The organism is Rhodoferax sp., from assembly GCF_013297935.1.
GTDB lineage: Bacteria > Pseudomonadota > Gammaproteobacteria > Burkholderiales > Burkholderiaceae_C > Allorhodoferax.
In genome coordinates this window covers 170,753-196,266 of sequence record NZ_JAAFIX010000002.1, presented here as the reverse complement: position 1 = coordinate 196,266, position 25,514 = coordinate 170,753, and the positions used below count along the sequence as shown (strand labels likewise).

At 60.9% G+C, this 25,514-nt stretch carries 18 protein-coding genes and 1 other RNA gene; 12 read left to right on the top strand and 7 right to left on the bottom strand.

Features of this window, described 5'->3' with window-relative positions:
* The first annotated feature begins 34 nt into the window (after positions 1-34).
* From QZW03_RS04155 to QZW03_RS04145, 3 genes are read left to right on the top strand one after another with little or no spacing between them, the layout of a single operon-like run.
* Complete coding sequence (locus tag QZW03_RS04155) at positions 35-2,599, top strand: PD-(D/E)XK nuclease family protein (protein ID WP_296508598.1); 2,565 nt, start codon at positions 35-37, stop codon at positions 2,597-2,599.
* Complete coding sequence (locus tag QZW03_RS04150) at positions 2,596-5,943, top strand: UvrD-helicase domain-containing protein (RefSeq protein WP_296508597.1); 3,348 nt, start codon at positions 2,596-2,598, stop codon at positions 5,941-5,943. Before QZW03_RS04155 ends, QZW03_RS04150 begins: the two co-directional genes overlap by 4 nt.
* A gap of 14 nt (positions 5,944-5,957) precedes the next feature.
* A complete protein-coding gene (locus QZW03_RS04145) occupies positions 5,958-7,256 on the top strand; it encodes a TIGR03862 family flavoprotein (RefSeq protein WP_296508596.1) in 1,299 nt (432 codons plus the stop codon).
* Between the two features lie 70 nt (positions 7,257-7,326).
* Here the strand turns inward: QZW03_RS04145 and QZW03_RS04140 are convergent, their stop codons facing one another.
* Together QZW03_RS04140 and ffs are read right to left on the bottom strand one after the other, a co-directional pair.
* Positions 7,327-9,249 carry a diguanylate cyclase gene (locus tag QZW03_RS04140; protein ID WP_296508594.1) on the bottom strand — a complete coding sequence of 641 codons (1,923 nt, stop codon included), beginning with the start codon at positions 9,247-9,249 and terminating at the stop codon, positions 7,327-7,329.
* A 32-nt stretch (positions 9,250-9,281) separates the two neighbouring features.
* Positions 9,282-9,377, bottom strand: an RNA gene (gene ffs / locus QZW03_RS04135) — signal recognition particle sRNA small type.
* A gap of 40 nt (positions 9,378-9,417) precedes the next feature.
* Between ffs and dnaX the strand changes: the two genes are divergently transcribed.
* From dnaX to QZW03_RS04115, 4 genes are read left to right on the top strand one after another with little or no spacing between them, the layout of a single operon-like run.
* Entirely contained in the window at positions 9,418-11,412 is a 1,995-nt protein-coding gene (dnaX, locus tag QZW03_RS04130) for a DNA polymerase III subunit gamma/tau (RefSeq protein ID WP_296508593.1), read from the top strand.
* 42 nt (positions 11,413-11,454) lie between these two features.
* On the top strand, positions 11,455-11,787 hold the full coding sequence (locus QZW03_RS04125) for a YbaB/EbfC family nucleoid-associated protein (RefSeq protein ID WP_296508592.1): 333 nt from the start codon (positions 11,455-11,457) through the stop codon (positions 11,785-11,787).
* A gap of 19 nt (positions 11,788-11,806) precedes the next feature.
* Positions 11,807-12,397, top strand: a complete 591-nt coding sequence (gene recR / locus QZW03_RS04120) for a recombination mediator RecR (protein WP_296508591.1) — start codon at positions 11,807-11,809, stop codon at positions 12,395-12,397.
* Positions 12,398-12,432: 35 nt separating this feature from the next.
* Positions 12,433-12,846, top strand: a complete 414-nt coding sequence (locus QZW03_RS04115) for an MAPEG family protein (RefSeq protein ID WP_296508590.1) — start codon at positions 12,433-12,435, stop codon at positions 12,844-12,846.
* A gap of 4 nt (positions 12,847-12,850) precedes the next feature.
* Here the strand turns inward: QZW03_RS04115 and QZW03_RS04110 are convergent, their stop codons facing one another.
* Together QZW03_RS04110 and gloB are read right to left on the bottom strand one after the other, a co-directional pair.
* Positions 12,851-14,506, bottom strand: a complete 1,656-nt coding sequence (locus tag QZW03_RS04110; protein WP_296508588.1) for a transglycosylase SLT domain-containing protein — start codon at positions 14,504-14,506, stop codon at positions 12,851-12,853.
* Positions 14,503-15,273: a hydroxyacylglutathione hydrolase gene (gene gloB, locus QZW03_RS04105; protein WP_296508586.1), complete on the bottom strand. Its 771-nt coding sequence runs from the start codon at positions 15,271-15,273 to the stop codon at positions 14,503-14,505. Before gloB ends, QZW03_RS04110 begins: the two co-directional genes overlap by 4 nt.
* On the opposite strand from gloB, the gene QZW03_RS04100 reads away from it, so the two are divergent.
* Complete coding sequence (locus tag QZW03_RS04100) at positions 15,272-16,054, top strand: class I SAM-dependent methyltransferase (protein ID WP_296508585.1); 783 nt, start codon at positions 15,272-15,274, stop codon at positions 16,052-16,054. The genes gloB and QZW03_RS04100 overlap by 2 nt on opposite strands.
* 13 nt (positions 16,055-16,067) lie before the next feature.
* The gene (gene rnhA / locus QZW03_RS04095; RefSeq protein WP_296508969.1) at positions 16,068-16,523 is read left to right on the top strand and encodes a ribonuclease HI; all 456 of its coding nucleotides are present in this window, start codon (positions 16,068-16,070) and stop codon (positions 16,521-16,523) included.
* On the opposite strand, the gene moaA is transcribed toward rnhA, so the two are convergent.
* Positions 16,520-17,614, bottom strand: coding sequence for a GTP 3',8-cyclase MoaA (moaA, locus tag QZW03_RS04090; RefSeq protein ID WP_296508968.1), 1,095 nt, complete (start codon positions 17,612-17,614; stop codon positions 16,520-16,522). The genes rnhA and moaA overlap by 4 nt on opposite strands.
* A 149-nt stretch (positions 17,615-17,763) precedes the next feature.
* Between moaA and QZW03_RS04085 the strand changes: the two genes are divergently transcribed.
* From QZW03_RS04085 to QZW03_RS04075, 3 genes are all read left to right on the top strand, one after another.
* Positions 17,764-19,707 (top strand): TonB-dependent receptor, encoded by a 1,944-nt coding sequence (locus QZW03_RS04085; RefSeq protein ID WP_296508583.1) that lies wholly within the window; start codon positions 17,764-17,766, stop codon positions 19,705-19,707.
* A 61-nt stretch (positions 19,708-19,768) separates the two neighbouring features.
* The gene (locus tag QZW03_RS04080; RefSeq protein WP_296508581.1) at positions 19,769-20,656 is read left to right on the top strand and encodes an ABC transporter substrate binding protein; all 888 of its coding nucleotides are present in this window, start codon (positions 19,769-19,771) and stop codon (positions 20,654-20,656) included.
* Positions 20,653-22,584 (top strand): ATP-binding protein, encoded by a 1,932-nt coding sequence (locus QZW03_RS04075; RefSeq protein ID WP_296508579.1) that lies wholly within the window; start codon positions 20,653-20,655, stop codon positions 22,582-22,584. The genes QZW03_RS04080 and QZW03_RS04075 overlap by 4 nt, the downstream gene beginning before the upstream one ends.
* Before the next feature lie 6 nt (positions 22,585-22,590).
* Here QZW03_RS04075 and QZW03_RS04070 read toward each other — a convergent pair whose 3' ends face one another.
* Positions 22,591-23,229, bottom strand: coding sequence for a response regulator transcription factor (locus QZW03_RS04070; RefSeq protein ID WP_296508578.1), 639 nt, complete (start codon positions 23,227-23,229; stop codon positions 22,591-22,593).
* Positions 23,230-23,364: 135 nt separating this feature from the next.
* Positions 23,365-25,419, bottom strand: a complete 2,055-nt coding sequence (locus tag QZW03_RS04065) for a sodium-translocating pyrophosphatase (protein WP_296508576.1) — start codon at positions 25,417-25,419, stop codon at positions 23,365-23,367.
* Positions 25,420-25,514 lie beyond the last annotated feature (95 nt).

Here is a 25,514-nt window from a genome sequence, read left to right as displayed (position 1 = left end):
GCGGGCCTTTTCCTATCCGCCTTCTCATCCCGCTATGGCCTTGTGGTGCGCGCCTGGCACCGGCCTGCTGGACCGTTTGGCGGACTGGATGCAGGAGCGCAACGCCCACCCGGGCCGTACCTTGGTGTTGCTGCCCTACGCCCAGCTCTTGCCGCTGGCACGCCGGCTCTGGTCGGACCGTTACCCGCAGGGATTCGCCCCCCGGTTTGAGACAACGTCCAACTGGCTGTTTTCATTGGGGAGCAGCGATCTGCAGGCAACCGACATCAGCCACGACATGGCGCTCGACACCCTGACCGCCCAACAGCTTCTCAAGCAGAGCGGCATGGGCGATCAGGCTTCCTTGGCCGGGCTGCTCGCCCAAACAGCGCAGCAACTCTCGCCCTGGGCTGCTGCCGCTGGCCCTGAGGGGCGACCCGCATGGGCGGGGGCTGCGCGTGCGGCCGTGACCATCGGAATGGAGTCGCAGGCGGTGGCGTGGGAGGCGCATGTCATGCGGGTAGCGGTGGAATGGGCGGCCGTGTCCGCTTACGCGACCGATGGTTTGTTTGCTCCCGGCATATTGGCGCCGTGGGATGCCGTGGCCTGGGTGCAAGGCATTTCTGCAGACCCGCTGGCCGGTGCGCTACAGGCGCACTGGGGCGACAAAGCGCGGTTGTTCCGTCTGGATGACACGCTGCACGACGATGCCGACTCCGCGATGCGGGTGCCTGCGCCCCAAGGGCAATGGCAGCTGCACGCCTGCGCCGACGCAGAAGATGAGGCCCAGCGGGCGGCGGCGTGTGCTGTGGCCCATGTGGCGGCAGACCGGTATCCGGTCGCACTGGTGTCGTCTGACCGCGCGCTGACCCGCCGGATGCGCGCGATGCTGGAGGCTGCTGGAGTCGCTATGCGGGACGAAAACGGTTGGAAACTCTCGACCAGTCTGGCAGGGGCCGGTTTGATGGCACTGCTGCGCGCAGCGGCTTGGAATGCCAGCACCGACGAGGTGCTCAATGCTTTCAAGCTCGCACCGGCTTTCGCGGCCGACATGCCCGCCTTGGAGCAGGTGTTGCGCCGCGCACAAATTCGGGATTGGCAGCAGGCGGTGAATTGCCTGCCCGTGCGCAAAGTGGCGGCGCTAGTGAGCCTGTGTGATCGCATCAACGAGGTGCGCACCACGCTCTCGGGGCAGCGCCCCTTGCCGGCGTGGCTGGCGGCGCTGCAATCTGCGCTTCTGGCCTGCGGCACATGGGAAGCCCTGCAAGCAGATGACGCCGGAAAAACGATGCTGGCTGCGCTGCGCTTGGTTCCGGTGGAGCCACAGGCATGGGCCGACTATCTGGAAGCTGCCTTGTGGGCCGGCACCCGGCTGGAGGCCACCGCCTTCACCGCCTGGGTGAACCAGGTCCTGGAGTCGCAGAGCTTTCAGCCTGAGTACCCCGATGAAGAGCAGGTCGTCATTCTGCCGATGAGCCAGATGTTGGCCCGCCCCTTTGCGGCGGTGGTTCTGGCCGGGTGTGACGAGGTGCGCTTGAATCCGTCTCCTGAGCCTGCGGGGGTGTGGACTCCAGCCCAGCGCGAGGCCCTGGGGCTGCCTTCCCGCAGCGTTCTCGAAGCCCGGCTGCGCGCTGCCTGGTGGCAGGCCTTGCGAGCGCCCGTGTGCGATGTGCTGTGGCGCACCAGTGACGACTCCGGCGAACACATGGCCCCGAGTGCCTTAGTCCAGAGCCTGCCCATGGGAGGAGAGGGAGCTGCCCGGCTAGTAGATGACCCGCGTGGGGATCAGGCTGTTGTGGTGCAGCCGGTGGCGGCCCCGCAGCCTCAAGGGAACACATTGCCCTTGCGCCAGCTCTCGGCCAGTGCCTATGAAGACATGCGCACCTGCCCGTACCGTTTTTTTGCCATGCGCCAGCTGGGCTTGAGCTCGGTGGACGAACTGGAGGCGGAACTCGACAAGCGTGATTTCGGTGTCTGGTTGCATGCTGTTCTGGAGGCATTTCATGCCAAGCTGCAGGCGGAGCCCACCGCGCTTGCGTCCCAGCGCCTGGCGCTGCTGGAGTCCGCGGCAGCGGCGGTGACCGAAGCTATGCACCTGCCCGAGGGGGAGTTTTTGCCCTTTTCCGCTGCGTGGCCTGCGGTGCGCGATGGCTATCTGGTCTGGCTCGGCAAGCATGAGTCGCAGGGGTGGGTTTACGCCAGTGGCGAGACCTCGCATACCCAACCGGTGGGGTCGGTCACGCTGGTGGGGCGGATAGACCGCACCGATGCCGGGCCGGAGGGCGGGCTCTATGTTCTGGACTACAAAACCGAGCCACTGGCCAAAACCAAGGAGCGGGTGAAAAACCCGTTTGAAGATACCCAGATCGCTTTTTATGCCGCTTTGTTGCCGCATGACACCGTGCACGCGGCGTACATCAATATCGGTGAGCGCGATGGCACGGTGCCGCAAGTGCAGGAGCACATTGTGGAGGCCCGGGATGCCCTGATTGAAGGCATTGCTCATGACATGCAGCGCGTGGCCGAGGGCCATGCCCTGCCGGCACTGGGGGATGGGCCGGCCTGCGACTACTGCCAGGCCCGTGGTCTGTGCCGCAAAGATTTTTGGAGCCCTGTATGACGGCGCACATGGACGCAGCCTACGAGATCAATGGCCGCCGTGTAGACCGCGCAGACTTTTATTCCATTGCCTGTGACCCGCGTCGCAGCGTGGCCGTCGAGGCCTGCGCCGGTGCGGGCAAAACCTGGATGCTGGTGTCGCGCATGGTGCGCGCCTTGCTCGATGGCGCCGCACCCCACGAAATTCTGGCCATTACCTTCACCAAAAAAGCCGCCGGTGAAATGCGCGAGCGCCTCCAGGAATGGCTGCGCGATTTCTCGCAGGCGGACGACGCCACGCTGCGCCGCGAGTTGCAAGTGCGCGGTGTGCGCAGCGAGATCACGGAGGCCCAGCTGCAGACCCTGCGGGGCCTGCACACGGCATTGCTCACCACCGGGCGGCCGGTGCAAGTGCGCACCTTTCACAGCTGGTTTGCAGCCCTGTTGCGCAGCGCGCCTCTCGGGCTGCTGCACCAGCTGGGTTTGCCCACTACCTACGAATTGTTGGAGAACGACTCCAAAGCCATTGCCCAGGTCTGGCGCCGCTTTCATGCCCGGATCGCGCAGGACGCGGCCGCGCGGGCGGACTACTTGCAGGCGGTCGCGGTCTATGGCCGTCATGGCACGCTCAAGGCCTTGGAGGCCGCCATCCACAAGCGCACCGAGTTTGCCTTGGCGGACGCGCACGGCGTGGTGGACCGCTCTGTGGCTCACTTCACGGTGCAGTTCCCGGCCATGGCGGCGTGGGAGCATCCGGCTGACCGCCTGCACAGCGAACCGGTGCAGAGCCTGCTGTGGGCCAGTGCCAAGGCGCTGGGGGGCAGCAGTGTCAAAACTTGTGTGGACGCCGGAGTTGCGCTGGAGCTGGCCCTCAGTGCAGCCAACACCGCAGGCATGTACAAAGCCCTGTTCACCGACAGCGGGTCCGCCCGCAAGCTGAGCGAAAAAGTGGTGGGCATTGAGACAGTGCGCGAAGCGCAGGCGCTACTCACCGACATCCAGGCGGCTCTGGACCAGCACGAGGCCTGGCAGCACCAACAGCGCATGGCTCGCCTGAGCCGTGGGCTGCTGCAAGACTATGCGCACCTCAAGCGCGAGCGCGGTTGGATCGATATGGCCGACCTGGAGCAAACCGCGCTGCGCCTACTGTCTGACGAGGCCGTGTCCGGCTGGGTTCAGGAGCGGCTGGACGCCCGCATCAAGCACCTGCTGATTGACGAGTTTCAAGACACCAACCCGCTCCAGTGGCAGGCGCTGTTCGCCTGGCTGGAGGGCTATGGCGGCAACGGTCCCAAGCCGGGCGTGTTTGTGGTGGGCGACCCCAAACAGAGCATTTACCGGTTTCGCCGCGCCGAGCCGCAGGTGTTTCAGGCCGCCAAGACGTTTGTCCGTGAGGGCTTGCATGGCGACGTGCTCAGCTGCGACCACACCCGGCGCAACGCACAGGCCATCATCCAGCTCGTCAATACCGCCATGTTGGGCGCCCAGGCGGCGGATGAGTTCAGTGACTACCGGGCCCACACCTCCGAGTCCGTGGACACCGGTGCTGTGTTGAAGCTGCCGCGCATCGGCCGGCCGGCCAAAGCGCAGGCCGACGCCGAAGACGCTCCCGAATGGCGAGACAGCTTGACCACCCCGCGCCACGAGGCGGAAGACACCATCAAGACCTTGGAGTGCCGCCAGGCCGCCGCATGGTTGGCGGGGCAGCTCACCAGCCATGGGGGAGCGTGGCGGGCGCAAGACATCATGGTGCTGGCGCGACGGCGCGAGCGCCTGGGCCTGATGCAGCAGGAGCTGGCAGCCCTGGGCATAGCGGCCCAGCAACCGGAGAAGAACGAACTCGGCGACATGCCCGAGGCGCAAGACCTGGTTGCGCTGCTGGACGTGCTGGTGTCTCCCACCCATGACCTGTCATTGGCGCGGGTGTTGAAATCGCCGGTCTTCGGAGCCAGCGACGCCGATCTGGTCACCCTGGCCTTGGCCCACCGGCGCGCACGCAGTGCGGCTCGGGCGGCAGACCCCGAGGCCGCGTCACCGGCGTGGCTGTCGGTGTTGTTTGATCCGGCCGAAGCATGGCCGGCAGGCGGGGTGTTGAGCGGAGCGGCGCAGCGTTTGCAACACTGGCAAACCCGCTTGCTCACGCAGCCGGTGCACGACGCGCTGAGCGCTATGTTTGAGGAGGGCGCCGTGCTGGCGCGTTATGCGTCGGCCAGCCCGCCGGTGCTGCGCGAAAGCGTGCTGGCGAATTTGCGGGCGCTGCTCAACGCGGCCTTGCAAGTCGATGGCGGACGCTACACCACCGCCTACAGCCTGGTGCGCGCCTTGCGGCAAGAGGGCAACAAAGCCCCGGTCCGGGCCGATGCCGCAGCGGTGCGCTTGCTCACCATCCACGGGGCCAAAGGGCTGGAGGCGCCCGTGGTGCTGATGCTCGATACCGATGCCGAGAGCGCCCGCCCCGAAAGCATGGGCATTCTGGTGGACTGGCCGGGCGAGGACGCCTACCCCCGCAAGCTCGTGTTCATGGCCAGTGAGTCGCGCCCGCCCGCGTGCTCCGCAGCCGCCCTGAGCCAGGAGCAGGCTGCCCGCCAACGCGAAGAGCTCAACGCGCTCTATGTCGCGCTCACCCGCACCCGCCAGACCCTGGTGCTCTCCAGCATGGCGCCGCACCGCGAGCGGGAAGGCAGCTGGTGGAAGCGCCTGGAGGGCCTCGCCACCGCGTGCGAGGTCCCGCAGGCGCCGGGTGGCGGTGTCGAGCCACCGGTGGCCGTGCCCGGGTCCGTCAGCTTGAAGGTGCTCCCACGGCTGAGTTTGGTGCCAAATAGGGCTCTAGCCCCCGATTCAATTGCGCGAGTAGCTATAAATTCAATAGCAAAATCTAGCCCGGCAGCGGCGGATTCGCTGGAGTCCCGGGTGGGCCAGGCCATGCACCGCTTGCTGGAGTGGGTGCCCTTGCAAGACGGTCCGGTGCGCGGCGGTGCGTGCTGGTCTGCACATCAGCGCGCGCAGGTGGCACGAGCCTTCAGTCTGGCAGCAGGCGACCTGACCCGTGCCGAGCACATGGCACAAGGCATACTCGGCGGCGAAGGTGCTTGGGCCTGGCAGCGGCTTTCGGTGGCATGGCATGCCAACGAGGTTGCGCTGACCCACGAAGGGCGCACCTTGCGGCTGGACCGCTTGGTGCAAGACCGCGCCACCTCGGCGTGGTGGGTGCTGGACTTCAAGTCCACCGCCACCCCCCAGGACCAGCCGGATCTTCGTGCACAGCTGCGCGAGTACCGCACCGCGCTGCAGCGCAGCCAGCCCGGCAGCACCGTACGCACCGCTTTTTTGACGCCGCAAGGCCGACTCATTGAACTTTTTGATTGACTACTTTGACTGACTTGAATTCCTCTGCCCCTTCCGACGCTGCTCTGCCTTCCTTGACGGTAGACGTCGCCATCATCGGTGGCGGCCCGGCGGGCTTGATGGCGGCCCAAGTGCTGGCCGATGCGGGTGTGGCCGCCCATGTGTTTGATGCCATGCCTTCGGTAGGGCGCAAGTTTCTGCTGGCCGGCAAAGGCGGGCTCAACCTTACCCACTCAGAAGGCTCCGACACGTTTGCCGGCCGCTATGGTGCGCGTCGCAGTGCGATCGAAGCCCTTCTCGCGGGGCTGGATGCACCCGCCCTGCGTGCCTGGGCTGCGTCGCTGGGCGTCGAGACCTTTGTCGGCAGCTCCGGCCGGGTGTTCCCGGCGGACATGAAAGCCGCTCCGCTGCTGCGTGCATGGCTGCACCGGCTGCGCCACCCGGCCACGGGCCCGGGTGTGCAATTTCACATGCGCCACCGCTGGACCGGTTGGGCAGACGGCGCAGCAGGCGAGGCAAACGCCCCCTTGAGGTTCGAAACCCCGGCGGGGCACCGCGTGGTGCACGCCCGTGCGGTCGTGCTCGCCTTGGGCGGCGGCAGTTGGGCCCGGCTGGGCTCCAATGGTGCCTGGGTGCCATTGCTCGCAGCCAAAGGCGTGGCAGTCGCTCCGCTGATACCGGCCAACTGCGGGTTTGATGTGCAAGGCGGCTGGACCCCGTTTTTCAGCACCAAGTTCGCGGGCCAGCCGTTCAAGTCGGTGGCTATTTCGGTGGTCAACGCGCAGGGCGTGGCATTTCAGCGCAAGGGCGAGTTTGTTGCCACGGCGACCGGGGTAGAGGGCAGCCTGATTTACGCCGCCTCGGCCCTGCTGCGTGACGATATTTTGCGCACCGGCAGTGCCACTTTTCACTTGGACTTGCTGCCCGATATGCCGGCGGAGAAGGTGTTGGCCGAAGTGCTGCACCCGCGCGGAACCCGTTCCCTGAGCAGCCACCTGAAAAGCCGCCTGCACTTAGAGGGCATCAAGGCCGCCATGTTGTACGAGCGCTTGGGTAAAGACGCCGTGAATGATCCCGCGCAGTTGGCTGCGGCCATCAAAGCCGTCCCGGTCACCCTGCAGGCAGCCCGGCCTATAGACGAAGCCATCAGCACCGCCGGTGGCGTGTTGTTTGAGGTGATGACGCCCCAGTTGATGTTGGAGCAGCTCCCCGGCGTGTTTTGTGCAGGGGAAATGCTGGACTGGGAGGCCCCCACGGGCGGCTACCTGTTGCAAGCCTGTTTTGCCAGCGGCAAGGCGGCAGGGCAGGGAGCGCTCAGTTTCTTACGTTCTTAAGTAAAAAGCGCTGCTAGCCCTTGTAGATAAGGCGCAAGTAGCTATGTTTTTGATAGCATTTTCGCGTAAGTCAGGCTACGCCGGGTTCCGCAGGCTTGCGCAAGCGGGGTGCGGCGGCACGCACGCAGTTGCGACCGCTGTGCTTAGCCTCGTAGAGAGCCCGATCCGCATCACCCACTAACTGGGAGGGGGTGAACAGCATGTCCGGAACCGCGCTGGCCACACCAAAACTGGCGGTAAAGCGCAAGACACGGCCCTCAAATGGAACCTCCAGAGCGGCAATGTCCGCTCTGAATTCCTCTGCCAGTTCCAGGGCGTCCCCCAGCGTGCTGTTGATCAACAGCACCACAAACTCCTCACCGCCGTAACGGGCCAGCAGGTCGCCTGCGCGTTGCACCTGTTGGCGCATCAGGTGGGCGAGTGCACGCAAACACGCATCTCCGGCAGGGTGGCCATAGGTGTCGTTGATGGCTTTGAAATGGTCGATGTCCATCAGCATCAGCGCCAGGGGCTGCTTCAACCGGCTGGCCCGTTTGTGCTCGGTGACCAGAGAGTGGTCAAAGAACGCACGGTTTCCGATCTGGGTCAGGCTGTCGGTCATGGACAGGCGTTGCAACTGCTCATTGGCCAGGCGCAGTTGATCGAGGGTGAGATTTAACTCGTTGGTCCGTTCGTGCACCCGTTCTTCGAGCGCGCGATTGGCATCAGCGGTGGCGGTCAACAGGGCCTGTTGCGATGTCCGGGCTTTCTGGGCATGGGCAAGGGCCACACTTTGCGCATGAAGGCGCAGGCTGCGATCCGTGTTGATGCGGTCTGCCAAGGTAAACGAGAGCAGCACCACCAACAGCAAAATTCCGATTTGAGAAGCGTTGTCCACCAGAAAGTTGCTGGGCAACCAGCCGAACTTGTTGATGGTCAACACCCCCACGCCGACAAACAAGGCTGTCCAGGACAGGCAATAGAACCGGGCATAACGGGCTCCCTGCCACCAGCGCCAGTAGCCGATAGACAAAGCGGCCATGGACACCACCAGAATGAACCCTGAGGTAACGCGAATCACCCAGCTGTAGGGGACGACTAGCGCGCTCATCATCAGGCAGAGACTGACCCACGCCATGGTTTGCATGAGGCGATGGGCAAGCAGAGAGTGGCGTTTGAGCTTTAGAAAGCTGTCGGCAAAAAGGCTTGCTGAAAGACAGGCCCCCGCAATCCCGATGGGCACCGCGATGCTGTTCCAGCGTATCGCCTCGGGCCAGAGGTAGGCGAAGGCGTAACCGTTGAGCGTGCCCCAAAACACCAGGTAGCTGGCTACAAAGAAGATGTAGTACAGATAATTGATGTCGCGGGTGGAGAGGTAGACAAACAGGTTGTAAACAATCATCACCACCAGCATTCCGAAAATGGCACCGGCCATCAGGTACTCGTTGCCGGACGCCTCGTGGAATGCCGCAGGTTCCCACAAGCGCAGGGGTGCCTCAACGGTACCGCTGGATGCCACCCGCATCACCAAGAGATTGCGCCCGGGCTCCAGCATCAGGGGCATGACAAAATTCGGGTGACGCACAGCCCGTTGTGCAAATGGCTGCTCGTCTCCCAGCGCAAAGCGGCTGACGACACGTCCTTCGACCAAATGAAACAGACGGACGTCGTCTAAGAAAGGGCGGGGCAACTCCAGAATGCGGGGCAGGGCTTTGCCGGTGCGGTTGTCCAGCACCAGGCGGAACCAATAGGCATTGTGGGTAAAGCCGAAATTCGGAGCCGTGCGGGCCACCGGCAACCAAGGCTGGCCTTCCGCCATGGCTTGTTCCAGTTGAAGCTGGCGGCTGTCGTCAAGCAGGTAGGCGATGTTTGCGCCGATATCTATCTGCACCGGGCTGTCTGCAGTCAGCGGAGTCAGGGGGTATGTTGCGGAGACGCCGGCAGGCTGGGCCCCAGCGGACCCGCTCAGTACAACACACAGGGCCAGGGCCCAACGCAGGAAACCCAAGACCATAGTGGCGTGGCTGACTGAGATTGAAAAGGGTAGTTGACGAGCCTGACCCCGGCACTGGCTCCACAGTTAGGGCTGCTTGGTTCCCCACCTGACCCGGTTGGCCGCTTCACCATGCGGGAAGGCCCGTCACCGACTATTGTAACCCTGCCGAGACCGTAGAATCCCCGCATGTCTTATCTCGTGCTCGCCCGCAAGTACCGTCCCCGCAATTTCACAGAAATGGTGGGGCAGGACCACGTGGTGCAGGCCTTGACCAACGCACTGACCACCCAGCGTTTGCACCATGCCTACCTGTTTACCGGTACGCGCGGGGTGGGTAAAACCACGGTGTCTCGCATTCTGGCCAAGTCATTGAACTGCCAGGGCGTCGATGGACAAGGCGGAATCACCGCGACGCCTTGTGGTGTTTGCCAGGCGTGCACCGATATTGATAGCGGCCGTTTTGTGGACTACACCGAACTCGACGCGGCCTCTAACCGGGGCGTGGATGAGGTGCAGGCCTTGCTGGAGCAGGCCGTCTACAAGCCGGTGCAGGGGCGCTTCAAAGTCTTCATGATCGACGAAGTGCACATGCTGACCAACACCGCCTTCAACGCCATGTTGAAGACGCTGGAGGAGCCCCCTGAGTATTTGAAATTTGTATTGGCCACGACAGACCCCCAGAAGGTGCCGGTGACGGTGCTCTCTCGGTGTCTGCAGTTCAATTTGCGGCCCATGGCCCCGGAAACCATCCGCGAGCATCTGACCAAGGTGTTGGACGTGGAGCAGGTGCCCTCCGAAACCCAGGCCTTGCGGCTATTGGCCCGCGCTGCCCGCGGCTCCATGCGCGATGCTTTGAGCCTCACGGACCAGGCGATTGCCTTCGGCTCCGGCCAGTTGCAAGAGGCGGCGGTGCGGCAGATGCTGGGTAGCGTTGACCGGTCGTATGTTTTTCGCCTGATTGACGCATTGGCGGGTGGTGATGGCAAATCGGTAGTGGATACCTGCGAGATCCTCCGAATGAACGGCCTGAGTGCTGCGTCTACCCTGGAGGAAATGTCTTCCGTGCTCCAGCGCATGGCCGTCGCGCAGGCTACCGGCCATTCAGGGCTGGACGACTCCGACCCGGAAGCCGCCGAGACGGCCCGCCTTGCGCAGGCGATGCCCGCAGACGAAACCCAGTTGCTCTACAGCATGTGCCTGCATGGCCGGGCGGACTTGGGGTTGGCGCCGGACGAATATGCCGCACTGACCATGGTTTTGCTCCGTTTGTTGGCATTCAAGCCTGCGGCTGAAAAAAAAACTCTAGTAATTCCTGAGCGCGCTGTCGCTCGTGCGGCGCCGGTGCAAGCTCCCGCGCCGGTCGTTCAGGCGGCTCCCCGGGTTGCGGCTCCTGCTGTGCCGGTGCCCGCCAAAGTGGTTCAGCCTTGGGAGGACGCGTCGCCCCCAGTCGCCGCTGTTGCTCCGCAGGTGCCTGCCAAGGAGGCGACCCCGAGCCAGGTGCCTGTGCCGGCAGCCGTGGTGCCGCCGGGGCAGGTGTTGGCGGTGCGGGATAGCAGTCCGCCAGCGGGGAATCAAGACGGGCCGGATGACGATGACGAAGTCATCGAGCTGGACCGCCCCGAAGACGATGCGTATGAAGCCCCCTGGGTCGATGATATCGATGAAGGTTATGAGTCAAACATGCCTCTAGCCCCCATCAATACTGCGCCGGTAGCTAGCAAAATAGTAGCAATTCCGGTGCAGGAAGTTCAAGAAAGCAGCTTAGACGAACCCGCTGCAGCCGTCGGATTTGAGCCCACGGAAGAAGGCGACTTTTGGCACCAAACCGTGCAGCACTTGATTGCGACTGAGGCCATTACCGCCATGGTGCGGGTGTTGGCCTTGCAATCGCAGTTGATTGCACGGGACACGGACCAGTGGCATCTGCGCTTGGAGCGGGAGTCATTGAATCAAGCCAGTACCCGGGAACGCCTGACTCAAGCCCTGCACACTGCGGGCTACCCGGTGCAACTGGCCATTGAGGTCGGCCGGGTAGTAGACAGCCCCGCTCGACGCAATGCGGTGGCCACCGCGGAAAAGCAGCATGCCGCAGAGCAGATAATTCTGCAGGCGCCTTTTGTGCAGGCCATGATGCGGGACTTCGGGGCCAAGATCGTGCCCGGCTCGATCAAGCCACTCTGACGCACTTACCCATTTTTTTACCCAGACTTTTTAAGGAAAACCATGTTCAACAAAGGACAACTCGCGGGCCTGATGAAGCAAGCCCAGACCATGCAAGACAACATGAAGAAGGCCCAAGACGAGTTGGGCAATATTGAAGTGACCGGCGAGTCCGGCGCTGGTTTGGTCAAGGTCACCATGACCTGCAAGCATGACGTGAAGCGGGTTGCCATTGACCCCAGTCTGCTGGCCGATGACAAGGACATGCTGGAAGATTTGGTGGCCGCTGCATTCAATGCTGCGGTGCGCAAAGCTGAAGAGACTTCTGCCGAGAAGATGGGCAAGATCACCGCCGGTATGCCGGGCCTGCCCGGTGGCATGAAGTTCCCGTTCTGAACGCAAGCGCCGCACGCTGATGTCCGACTTGAATGCCCTTGACACACTGATTCAGGCCCTGCGGGGCCTGCCCGGGGTGGGCGTCAAGTCTGCGCAGCGAATGGCGTTTCATTTGCTCCAGCACGACCGGCCTGCTGCCCAATTCCTGTCGAGGGCTTTGAAAGAGGCGGCCGACGCGGTGCACCACTGCGAGCGTTGTCACACCTTCACCCAGGACGCGGTGTGTGCGACCTGCCTCGATGATCGACGTGACCGCACCCAGCTGTGTGTGGTGGAAACGCCTGCGGATCAAAGTGCCATGGAGCGCACCGGGGCTTACCGGGGTTTGTACTTTGTCTTGATGGGCAAGCTCAGCCCGCTGGACGGAGTGGGGCCCCATGATCTCGGGTTTAAAAAACTCTTTGACCGTGCGTGTGACGGATTGGTGCAGGAGGTGATTCTTGCCACCAACTTTACCGCCGAAGGCGAAGCCACCGCCTACGTGATTGCTGAGGGGCTCAAGGCCCGTGGCTTGCGGCCGACCCGTCTGGCGCGTGGAGTGCCGGTGGGGAGTGAGCTGGAGTATGTTGATTTGGGCACCATTGCCCATGCGCTGGTGGATCGTCGCTAGCGCTTCACTTAACCTATTTGAAAGACAGTTTGTTCATGCAATTTGCCCACTTTACCGTCGCTTATTGGTGTGTTCTGGTAGCGGCGATTCTGCCCATCGTGTGTGCCGGTTTGGCCAAGTCGGGTCGCATTGGTGTGGCGCGTAGCAAAGGCGGATATGACAACGTCAACCCCCGCGAATGGTTGGCCCGCCAGACCGATTGGCGCGCTCGTGCCAACGGCGCTCAGGCCAATAGTTTCGAGGCTCTACCGTTTTTTATTGGCGCGGTGATCATTGCCCACCAGCTGGGCGCGCCGCAGGCACGCGTGGATGTGCTGGCGTTTTTGTTCATTGTGTTGCGCCTGCTCTACATCATGATGTATGTGGCTGGCATGGCCAACGTCCGCTCCGCAGTGTGGTTCGCTGCTTTTGCGGTCAACGTGGGAATTTTGCTGGTCGGCTACCGCTGAGTACTCAACCCTGTTTTTTAGCCGGGGCCTTCGTGGCCCCTTTTTTTGGCGCTGCTGCGGCTTTCGGCGCTTTGGCAGCGGCCTTGGGCCCTGACTTCTCAGGAGCGGATTTCGTTGTTTTGCCCTTGGTAGCCGCTGCTTTGCTACTTTTCGCTTGGGGTGGCAGCATCAACACCACCGGCTGCCCTGTCTTGAAGCTGGCCGTGGCAGAAACCTTGTTCCACTCGGCCACCATGGACGCTTGCACCTTGTGCTTGCGGGCGATGCTGGCCACAGTGTCTCCCTTTGCGGCCTTCACGGTGACGCGCTTAAGGACAACCTCCGGGGCCACGGAGAGTTGGCTGTTGTCAGCCACTTTGATGGAGACGTCCGGCATCTGGTGGCTGCGGGGTACCAGCAAGGTGGAGCCTGCCCGCACCACCATCCGTGGGGGAATGTTATTCATGCTGCGCAGGTCGGCTTCGCTCATGCCCACTTTTTTAGCTACTTCGGCAGGGCGCATGGTGGTGGGCACAACCCATGCAGTCCAACTCGCCAGCCGGCCGTTGTAAGTTTCTAAGTTGGATTGAAAGACCTCTGCGTTGTCCCAAGGCATCAGGATCTGCGGGGTACCCGCGGCCAGAATGACCGGGCGGTTCAGTGACGGGTTGAGCGCTTTGAAGTCATCCACACTCACTTCTGCGAGTTTGGCGGCCAAGGCGACGTCGATATCCCTGCGGATCGTGACCGACTGGAAATAGGGGTGGTTTTCAATCAGTGGCAGCTTGGAGTTGTACCTAGCCGGGTTCGAAACGATGTTCTTTACCGCCTGCAGTTTGGGGACATAAAAGCGGGTCTCCATGGGCATGTTCAGGTCCGGGTATCCGGTCGGCATGCCAGCGCGCTGGTTCTTGGCGATGGCACGCGACACGCTGCCTTCGCCCCAGTTGTAGGCCGCCAGGGCGAGGTGCCAGTCTCCGAACATTTTGTGGAGCTTTTGCAGGTAGTCCAGTGCGGCCCGCGTGGAGGCCAGTACGTCGCGCCGGTCATCGCGAAAGCTGTTTTGCTTGAGCTCAAAGTACTTGCCGGTTGCCGGCATGAACTGCCACATTCCGGCAGCCTTGGCGCTGGACACTGCCTGGGGGTTGAACGCACTTTCAATAAAGGGCAATAGCGCCAACTCCGTGGGCATGTTGCGGACTTCCAGCTCTTCAACAATATGGAACAGGTATTTTTTGGAGCGCTCCGTCATCCGGAAGATGTAGTCGGGGCGGCTGGTGTACCAGACTTCGCGGTCTTGAACCAGATCGCCTTGGAGATCGTTCATGCCATATCCGCGGCGGATGCGCTCCCAGAGGTCTGCAGGTGGGGCAACGGCGGCCACCGTGCGCGAGCCGAAGTTTTGTTCTACCGATGTCAGAGGCACCGAGTCTCCCCGGCGCAATGCGGTAGCGGGTGCAGGTGTCGCAGTCGAAGGCGCAGGGCGGGTACGGGCGAGCTCCCGGCTGGAACGAAGCGTAAGGCTATCTGCGTCCTGGGCGTTGCCGGAAGGCGCGGAGCTGCTTGAAGCGGGCGATGTGGACACAGGGGGGGTGTCCTGTGGCATCGGGGAGTTCAGTGTGCCTGCGCAACCGGATAGGAGCGCGACGACACCGGCCGCAAATAGATGAATTCGGTTCATTGAAATTTGTTTTTCCATTGGCGCAGAGTGGCGAAAACGCCCTCGGCGGAGACTCCCATGGGGTCGTGGCCTTGTACTTCGCGGGCCACGCTGTCCAAGTGAGAGCGTAAAAAAGGGTTGATCAACAGCTCCTGCCCGATGCTGCTGGGCAGGGTGGGGCGGGAAGCGTCCCGCAACTGTTGGCAATGCGTTTGGTAGTTTGCAATATCGGCGTTGCCGGGCTCGGCCACTCTGGCGAATCGCAGGTTGCCCAAGGTGTATTCGTGGGTGCAGCAAACCCGGGTCTCGGGTGGGAGCGCGGCGAAGCGCTCCAAAGAGGTCAACATTTGTGCGGGTGTGCCTTCGAACAAGCGCCCGCATCCACCGCTGAACAAGGTGTCCCCGCAAAAAAGCAAAGGGGTCTCGCCGGTCAGTTGCGCGAAATAGGCAATGTGTCCGGCGGTGTGCCCGGGGACATGCATCACTTGGAAGTTAATGCCGAGGCCAGAAACCTGATCGCCGTCACCAAGCCTCAGGATGGGTTCCGGCATCTTCTCAGCCGCCGGTCCGTAGACCTCTGCGCCTGTGGTTTCCCGCAAAATATGCACCCCACCGGTGTGATCGGCATGGTGATGGGTGACTAGAATGCAACGCAGTGTCAGGGAGTAGCGTTGCAGGGCATCAAGCACGGGTTGCGCGTCCCCCGGGTCTACTACCAGTGCGTCGCGCCCGTTGTGCAACATCCAGATGTAATTGTCAGTGAAAGCGGGCAGTGGTAGCAAAGTCATGGGCGATCAAATTATAGGTTTGCGGGAGTGGTTTGAGACTCCGGCTGGCAGCTATCTGCTCGCTTGGGAACAAGCACAACTGGATGACGCCGTTGCCGATCTTTTCGGCTACCACGCGGTGCAGCTGGGGGTGCCGGAACTCGACGCTTTGAAGCGCAATCGCATGCCGCACCGGTGGCTCGCCGTGAGTGAGCCGGATTTGCGTTGTGCGGCGGTGACATTCCACGCGGACTTTACCGCCTTGCCGTTTCCTGCCAATAGCCTCGACCTGGTGATCCTTCCCCATGCGCTGGAGTTCAGTCCGGATCCGCACGCCACCTTGCGCGAGGTGGAGCGGGTACTGGTGCCTGAGGGGAAGGTGGTAATTTGTGGTTTGAACCCGGTGAGTCTGTGGGGGTTGCGGCAGCGGAGAAGTCGCTGGTACCACCGCTTGGGCTGGGGGCAGGTCTTTCTGCCGGAGTGGGGTGACCTGATTGGATTTTGGCGTTTGCGCGATTGGCTGCGACTCTTGAGTTTTGAGGTGGAAACCGGCCGATTCGGGTGTTACCGTCCTGCCGTGGAGTCGGCAGACTGGTTGCGGCGATTTACCTGGATGGACCGGGTCGTACCCCGCTTTTTGCCCATAGCGGGTGCGGCCTACTTTGTTGTGGCCACCAAGCGTGTGCGGGGTATGCGTCTCATGGGTGCCCAATGGAAGAGCGCTGCAAAACGTAGTACCAGCGCAGTGCCGGTAGTGCAGCAAACGCATGCCGCAGTGAATGAAAAAACCGGAAGGAAATAGTGTGACGGAGTTGATGGCCAAAGTAGTGATTTATACCGACGGGGCTTGCAAAGGTAACCCCGGTCCGGGTGGTTGGGGGGTTCTTCTGAAATCCGCAGATGGCGCGGAAAAAGAGATTTTCGGCGGAGAACTGGGGACAACGAACAACCGCATGGAAATGATGGCGGTGATTGAGGCTTTGACCGCATTGAAGCGCCCCTGCGAGGTCACACTGCACATCGACAGCCAGTATGTCCTGAAAGGAATCACCGAGTGGCTTCAGGGTTGGAAAGCCAAGGGCTGGAAGACAGCCTCTAAACAACCGGTGAAAAACGTAGATTTGTGGCAGCGCTTGGATACCTTGGTCAGCACAGCCGGACACCGGATCGACTGGCGGTGGGTGAAGGGGCATGCGGGAGACCCCGGCAATGAGCGTGCCGACGGATTGGCCAACCGTGGCGTAGAGCAGGCGTTACGCCAGCGGGCTTAACCTCCTATGTAGCTCATTTCTACACGCCGCGAGCCAGATGGCGCCCCGGCGCTGGTAGAGCCTCGCAGAGCGGAATAGCGATCGGCACGGTCGCCCCACACCGCAGAAATGGCCTGGCGCAGTTGGTGCTCATCGGCCCCTGAGCGCAGCAAGGTGCGCAAGTCATGTCCTTGTCCCGCGAATAGGCAGAGGTACAGCTGCCCCTCGGTGGATAGTCGTGCGCGGTTGCAGTCGCCACAAAAAGCCTGGGTGACGCTGCTGATAAACCCTATTTCGCCGGCTGTGGTGTCATGCAGTCCCGCCGGGTCGGCATGTCCCCAGCGTTGCGCAGTTTCACCGCGTTGCGAACTCACCAAGGGCACCAGCGGCATGACCGCACGCAGCCTGCTCAGTATCTCGTTGGAGGGGACTACCTCGTCCATTCGCCAGCCGTTGGTTGCGCCTACATCCATGTATTCGATGAACCGCAATGCAACGCCTGTGCCCTTGAAATGCCGGGCCATCGCGGCCACTTCATGGTCGTTGGTGCCCCGTTTGACGACCATGTTGATTTTTATCGGGCCGAGGCCCGCGGCCAAAGCGGCATCCACGCCTTTCAACACGTCGGCGACGGGGAAAGCGACATCGTTCATCGCTTGGAACACGGCGTCGTCCAGGCCGTCGAGGCTGACGGTCACCCTTTGCAAACCCGCGCGCTTCAAGGATGCGGCTTTTTTAGCCAACAAAGAGCCGTTTGTTGTGAGGGTGAGGTCCAGCGGCTTGCCGGAAGGAGTTTGAATGGCCGCCAGCTGTTCGATCAGAACTTCAATGTTTTTCCTCAGCAGAGGTTCACCGCCTGTCAGTCGTATTTTTTGCACGCCAAGCGCAACAAACTGTCGCGCCAGCTTGGTAATCTCTTCGAATGAAAGCAAGGCACTGTGGGGCAGGTACGGGTAGTCTTTGTGAAAGACTTCCTTGGGCATGCAATAGCTGCAACGGAAATTGCACCGGTCCGTGACACTGATGCGCAGGTCGCGCAAAGGGCGACCTAAAGTATCTTGCACAGCCTGGCCGGGCGGCGGCATCAAAAAGCCGCTACCGGATGCTGTCATGGGCAGCCCGCTGGAGCGCACATCGATAAGAGGGAAAACACGGGGGGGGGCGCTTGCCATAGAGTTTTTGGTGAATGTTCGTCAGAACGCCCGTAGTCAGGGCAAAATCAGCTTCAGAAATAATAGCAACGTCGTTGGTGTGAACGCCCATGAAACCTACTCTGCCCACCATATTACTGACATTGCTATCCCCTTGGGTTGCTGCACAGCAATCCGGGTCGGCAGTCGTATCAGAACGCGACTACTTGGACGATATGCCTGTGGTCTTGTCGGTATCCCGTCTTGCCCAGCCTTTGGACGAAGCTCCTGGTGCCGTGACAGTACTGGACCGAAGTTTTATACGCATGTCCGGCGCGCGGGATGTCACCGATTTGCTCCGGCTGGTGCCCGGGTTCCAGACAACCACCTCGTTCGAAACCGATGCGCCTATGGCGAGCTACCACGGCAGGAATGATGACTGGGCCAACCGTATTCAGGTGCTGGTGGACGGCCGGTCGGTGTATTCGGGCCACCTGCAAGGGTCCGCCGGGTTGGGCCTGCAGACTCTGGCCGTTGACGATATTGAGCGTATTGAGGTTTTGAGGGGGTCTAACTCTGCGGCCTATGGCGCGCGCGCGTTCCTGGGTGTCATCAACATCATTTCACGGGATGTTCGTGAGACAAATGGCGGACGGGTTCGACTAAGCGGTGGGGATGGCGGTGTGGGAGATGCCTTTGCCAGCACCGGCTGGGGAGATGCTGACCACGCTTACCGTGTTTCTGCGGATACCCGGGGCGATATGGGGCTGAGGTCTGCCTACGGGGTGAACCGGGTGTCGCGGCTGAATTTCGCCAGTGCGCTGGCTATTGATAGTGACCGGGAGTTGGAGCTGAGAGCGGGCAGCTCCGGAATTGATGCGGGCCGAGGGAACACTGACTCTCCAGGAAACGCGGCTCGTAGCCGGTTTATCGGAGCGCAGTTTGTGCAGGCGGACTGGCACCAGATTCTGTCACCCACCCAAGACCTGCAGATTGCACTGTCGCACACCGAGAATACCCACAGGGACACCTTTCCTTATTTGAGCAATAACGCCGGAGTCAATTATTTCGGTGTTCCTGTGGACTTTAGTGCTCGGGAAGTGAACCAGGCAATTTCGCTCCAGCACACCACAGTCCTGGACCCGCGTTGGCGCGCCGTGTGGGGTACTGAGTTGCGGCGGGAGGCGATTAGCTCGGCGTCCAGTTTTGACGGACGCGGGAGCGTTGTCACTAATTTTCAGCGCCTGTTCGGAAATGTGGAGTGGAAACCTTCGCCTGATTGGGTGTTGAACAGTGGCGCCATGTTGGAGCACAGTGAGTTAGGAGGTTCTACGGCCTCTCCACGCGTGATGTTGAATTGGCATGCCGCTCGCGGGCATACCTTGCGGGCCGGGATATCCACTGCATTCCGGCCACCGAGTGCTTTTGAGAAATATGCTGCAGTTCGCTACTACGATTTAAACGGTGCCAATCCCATCACGACGGTTTTGAGCAGCGGACAACTTTCCCCTGAAAAAATTGAAACCAGAGAACTCGGCTACAACCTCTCGCTGCCCGCGTATGGACTCGCCGGAGACTTAAGGCTGTTTGATGAAAGAATTTCTGATGGAATCGAACGCCCTGTCAAAGCGCAAAGTAGTGACCCTGATGACTATCGCAACATAGATAACTACCGAATTTCCGGTGTCGAGCACCAAGTGCAATGGAAGTTGTCGGGGCAGTCTCTGGTGTGGTTCACGCAAACCTGGACGGATGTGTCCGGGGCGGCGCGCTTCCGGGTGCAACACAGCGCCGCCCGCTATGCGATGTCAATGACGGCCATGCACACCCTGAAGAATGGCCTCGCAGTCTCAATCATGCACGGGCAGTCCGAAGATATCGCCTTGATGTCTGACAAGGAGCGGCTCTACACCCTGTCCCGTACCGACGTTCGGCTTGCCAAAGCGCTGCGTTTCGGCGCTCACAAAGCGGAGCTTGCATTGGTAGTCCAGAACCTCGACCAGCCGGTGAGAGATGGCGACAAAAAATTCTTTTTTGATCGCCGTGCGTTCGTTTCGTTCCAGTTGGAGCTGTAGCACGATGCGGTGGTGCTCGGTCCTCTTTGTCAGGTTGTTGTGGGGAGTTTTCTTCGTCACGATGGTGTCCGGGGCGCATGCCGTGGATGCCGTTATCGTCAGTGGTGATCGGAGCCCGGGCTATGTGGAAGCTGCCCAAACCATTGCTGCCGAGTTTGGCAAGGCGCAGCCGGAGCGCGGTGAGCCACCAGTGTTTTATGTCACTGAAGGGCAAGCTCAAGATGGCATGACCTTTCAGGGTGTGAAAGTCATCGTGACACTGGGTAGCGAGGCTTTGCGCAGGGTGCTGTCCAAAGAGGTGCGTGTTCCGATTGTTGCCGCTTTGATTCCCAAAGCCGGCCTGGAGCGAATCGTCCGGGAGTCTGCGCATAAACCGTTTGCACCCCTGAGTGCTTTGTATCTGGATCAACCGTTTCCAAGGCAGATCGAATTGATTCGACTTGCACTCCCCAATGCGCGCAAGATCGGAGTTTTGTGGGGGGCGGAGTCAGGGCTTCAAACGAGCGCTTTGCAATCGGCGATGCAGGCCAAAGGCCTCGAGCTGGTCAATGGGTATGTGGGGGGTGGAAGCACATTGTTTGCGGGGCTCAAGGCGGTGCTGGACGATACAGATGCCTTGCTCGCTGTGCCGGACCCACTGGTTTACAACGGTTCGAGCATTTCGAATGTGTTGCTTGCCACCTACCGGGCGAGGGTGCCGGTTATTGCATTCTCACCCGCGTACGTGCGTGCTGGCGCTTTGCTCTCATTGCACAGCACGCCGCGTCAAATCGGCTTGCAGGCCTTTGCAATCGCCAGGGCCCTGTCACAGGGTGCCAGCGGACCTATGCTGCAATATCCGTCAGACTTTTCGGTGGTGTTGAATGACCAAGTAGCGCGGTCACTGGAATTGTTGCTGGATGAGAAATCTTTGACGGAGCGCTTGAAGCGCGTGGAGCGCAAGCCATGAGGTTCCAAGGCATCCGCTTTCGCATGCTGTTAGCCGCGATTGCGCCGGTTTTCCTGGTGGTGCTGGCGTTGATGGCCGTGTTCTGGACCACGCGCGTTTCTGATTTGGATGAGGCCCACACCATGCGGGCCAAATTGATTGCGCGCCAGATCGCCATGGCCAGTGAGTATGGTTTGTTCTCCGGCAATACAGCCAGCTTGCAAGCGATCGCCAACGGCCTGCAAGGAGAGGCCGATGTCCAATCGATTGCCATCTTTGACAACAACGGAACCTTGTTAACCAAGACTGGAAAGAGTCGGTACACCGAATTGCCGGAGGCGGTAGGCGCCAACTACATCGCCCGGCAAAAAAAGCTGGGTATCGATGTCATCTGGGAAAGTGTGTCGCCCAGCAATGTGTCTCTGGACGACTTTTTTACTCCGCGTAGCAAAGAAGCCAGCAACGTGGTCCTTGGCTATATTGTGTTGGAGGTGTCGCGTGATCGCCTGGACAGCAGAGGACAGGACACTTTGCTGGTGACACTGTTGATCGGTGCTGCAGGCCTGCTCTTAGGGGGCTTGCTGGCTACCCGTTTGGGAGAGGGGGTGATCGGGCCGGTCATGCGTGTTTCCCGCACCATTGAGCGCATTGGTGAAGGTGATCTGGCGCCCAGTTCCGAGGCGCTACCTTCTGACCCGTTATTCGATTTGCAGACGCGCCTGAACCAGATGGCGCAACGGCTGGCTTGGGGCCGTGAGGAGCTGGAGTACCGTGTGGAGGCTGCTACCCGAGAGTTACGTCTGAAAAAGGAAGAGGCCGAAACGGCAACCCTTGCGAAGTCCCGCTTCCTGGCCGCCGCCAGCCATGACTTGAGGCAACCTACCCATGCTTTAGGCATGTTTGTGGCCCGCCTCGGACAGCTGCCCTTGGATGCAGCGACCCGGCAAGTGGTCGGAAGTCTCGAGGCGTCGGTGCAATCGATGCAGGACTTGCTGGACGGATTGTTAGATGTCTCACGACTAGATGCTGGCGCGGTCCAGGTGCATAGGGTTGAAACCCCGGTAGAAGAGGTCTTTCAGAGTATTCGTAAGGCATTGCTTCCCTTGGCAGAAAGCAAAGGTTTGCGGCTGCGGATTCGTGCCACCGGAGAGTGGTTTTTGAGTGACCCTGTTCTAGTGCAACGCATGCTGATGAATCTCGCCAACAACGCGGTGCGCTACACCGAACGCGGCAGCATTCTGATTACTTGCCGTGTGATCGAAGGGGGTAAACATTTGCGCTTGGATGTGGCGGACAGCGGCATCGGCATCTCACCGGAACATCAGCATGAAATTTTCCGGGAGTTTTATCAGGTCGGTAACACCGGGCGCGACCGTACCCAGGGACTCGGACTCGGGCTGAACATAGTGGAGCGTACGGCCCGGTTGTTGGGTCACAGCGTGCACCTGCGGTCAAACCTGGGGTGTGGCACCCGTTTTTCTATTCGATTGCCCCGCGCGATCCCCCGGGAAATTCCGCTGTACAACGGCCCTGTTTCTGAGCCGGCCAGCTTTGGCGAGTTGGAGGGCATGCGCGTCTTGATTGTGGAAGATGACGGCTTCGCCCTGGAAGCTCTGCAGGCCTTGCTGCAATCGTGGGGGTGTGTGGTGAATGCCGCAGCGAATGTGCAACAGGCCCTGGACTACGTGAATGCCTACCCCGCACCCGATCTGGTTTTGTCAGACTATCGCTTGGGTGAAGATCGCAACGGAATGGATGTCATCGACATGGTGCGGTCGCATGCGGGGCGCGAAATAGCGGCCTGTCTGATGAGTGGCGACACCGATGCCGGGCTGCTTCAGTCGGCTAAAGCCCAAGGCTTAACGCTGTTGCACAAGCCTGTGAGACCCGCCAAGTTGCGGAGCTTGCTCCGCAGGCTTTCTTTAAACAGTAGTTCCGGCGTTTTGTAGGTGATCTCAGGCGCTGGTGGCGGGGCGGTACCCGCTGCGTGCGGCCGCTACGACGGCCTGCGTCCGGTTCTGCACATCAAAGTAGCGCAAGATGGCGGCCACATGGGTTTTGACGGTTTCATCCGACACATTCAAGCTGGTGCCGATTTCTTTGTTGGAGCGGCCATCCAGCAGCTCACGCAGAACCAGTTCCTGCCGTTGCGTTAAAGGCGGTTTGTCAAGTGCATCTTCGGGAAGTGAGGGTTCCAAGCGCGCATCCAGCTCACGGGGTGAATACACATCGCCATTGAGCACCAGTCGAACTGCATGTAGCAACTCATCACTCAGCGTAGATTTGGTCACAAAACCGGAGGCGCCGTTCTGGAGAACCTGGCGCATGATCTGCGTGTTGGCGGAGCCGGAGAGCATCACGATAGGCAGTTCGGGATGTCGCTTGCCGAAAATATCCAGCGCTGCCAAGCCGGTCATGTCGGGCAGGTGGTAATCCAGTAGAACCAGGTCCAGGTCTGAGTGGTCAGCGGTCAGCGCGAAAGCTTGGGTGCAGGTTCCGGCTTGCAATACGGTGACATCTTCATCCAAGCCTTTCAAAACCTGGTGTAAACCTTCACGTACTAAAGCGTGGTCATCAATCACAAGAATTTTCACGTCAATCTCTCGGTCGCCAAAGTGGGGGGCATCGTTGTTACATGTTAGCGCATGCGCGGGGCGTTTAGGCCCGCCGGAGCGGGTCTGCGACCAGCCGGCCGCCGACTCCCCATGAGCGTAGCGGCCTAGGCTTTTTTAACCGCCGTGAATTTTCATCATCAGCGGCACGATCAGCAAGGCAACGATGTTGATGATCTTGATCAACGGGTTGACCGCCGGACCGGCGGTGTCTTTGTAGGGGTCTCCCACGGTATCACCAGTCACGGCAGCCTTGTGCGTCTCCGAGCCTTTGCCCCCAAAGTGGCCGTCTTCAATGTACTTTTTGGCGTTATCCCAAGCGCCGCCTCCCGTGCACATGGAGATGGCTACGAACAGCCCCGTCACGATGGTTCCCATCAATAACCCGCCCAAAGCCGCCGGCCCCAAGGCCAAGCCGACCACGATAGGGACCACCACGGGCAATAGCGATGGAATCATCATTTCTTTGATGGCGGCGGTGGTCAACATATCCACGGCCGTGTCGTACTCGGGCTTAGCGCTGCCGTCCATGATGCCTTTGATCTCTTTGAACTGGCGCCGGACTTCCACCACGACCGACCCGGCAGCGCGGCCGACCGCTTCCATAGCCATCGCTCCGAATAGGTAAGGAATGAGTCCTCCGATGAACAGCCCGATGATTACCATCGGGTCACTCAGGTCAAAGCTGATGTGTTTCCCGTAGGCATCGAGTTTGTGCGTGTAGTCCGCAAACAGCACCAGTGCCGCGAGGCCGGCCGAGCCGATGGCGTAACCCTTGGTGACAGCTTTGGTGGTGTTGCCCACGGCATCGAGCGGGTCGGTGACGTCCCGCACGCTGGCGGGCAGCTCCGCCATTTCTGCAATACCTCCGGCGTTGTCAGTGATAGGTCCGTAAGCATCCAGTGCGACCACAATGCCCGCCATGCTGAGCATGGACGTGGCTGCGATGGCAATGCCATAAAGGCCAGCCAAGGCATAGGCAGTGTAAATCGCCATGCAGACAAAGATGACAGGCCATGCCGTGGAGCGCATGGAAACACCCAAGCCCGCGATGATATTGGTTCCATGTCCGGTGGTAGACGCTTGGGCAATGTGCTGCACAGGAGCGTATTGGGTGCCGGTGTAGTACTCGGTGATCCACACCAAAGCCGCCGTCAAAATCAGCCCGACTGCGCAGGCACCGAAGAGCTTGGTTGCAGCCCCTGTGCCACCCAGCGCCCCATCGGTAATCATGGATTGGGTGACGAAGTAAAACGCAATTAAGGACAAAACGCCCGCGACTGCCAAGCCTTTGTAGAGCGCGGGCATCACGTTTTTCATGCCGGGTGAGGCTTTGACAAAGAAGCAACCGATGATGGAGGCAACAATCGACACTGCCCCAAGCACCAAGGGGTACAAAACGGCGTTAACCCCCGCGTTGCTTGCGAGTAATGCTCCTAAAACCATAGTGGCAATCAAAGTGACCGCGTAGGTTTCAAACAGGTCTGCTGCCATGCCGGCGCAGTCGCCGACGTTGTCACCGACGTTGTCGGCGATCACGGCAGGGTTGCGCGGATCGTCTTCTGGAATTCCAGCTTCCACTTTGCCCACCAGATCGGCACCCACGTCGGCACCTTTGGTGAAAATTCCGCCACCCAAACGGGCAAATATCGAGATCAGTGAAGACCCGAAAGCAAAACCGATCAGCGGGTTGAGTTTGGCGGCCGAGACTGCGCCATCTGGCACCAGAAACCAATAGAAGCCGGTCACACCCAGCAGGCCCAGGCCAACAACCAGCATGCCGGTGATGGCGCCGCCCCTGAAGGCCACATCCAGTGCGGGCCCGATGCCATGCGTGGCTGCCTGGGCGGTGCGCACGTTGGCACGCACCGAAACATTCATACCAATGAATCCGCAGGCCCCGGAAAGCACGGCACCCAACACAAACCCGATGGCCGACAGGCTATCCAGAAAAATGCCGATAAGGATTGCAAGGATGACGCCGACGATGGCGATTGTTTTGTACTGACGGGCCAGATAGGCGGCAGCGCCGGTCTGGATAGCGGCCGCAATTTCCTGCATGCGCGCGTTCCCTGCATCCTGGGAGAGAATCCAATTGCGTGCCCAAACGCCATAGACCACGGCGATGAATCCGCAGCCAAGCGCCAATAAAAGCGCGGTGTTGCCTGACATAGACATACTCCTCTGTGGTTGATTCGCAAAGTTGGGAGCAACGCTTGGGTTGTCCCCGCTGCGTTGCTTCCTCAGTGCGCCAACCTGGAGAGGCA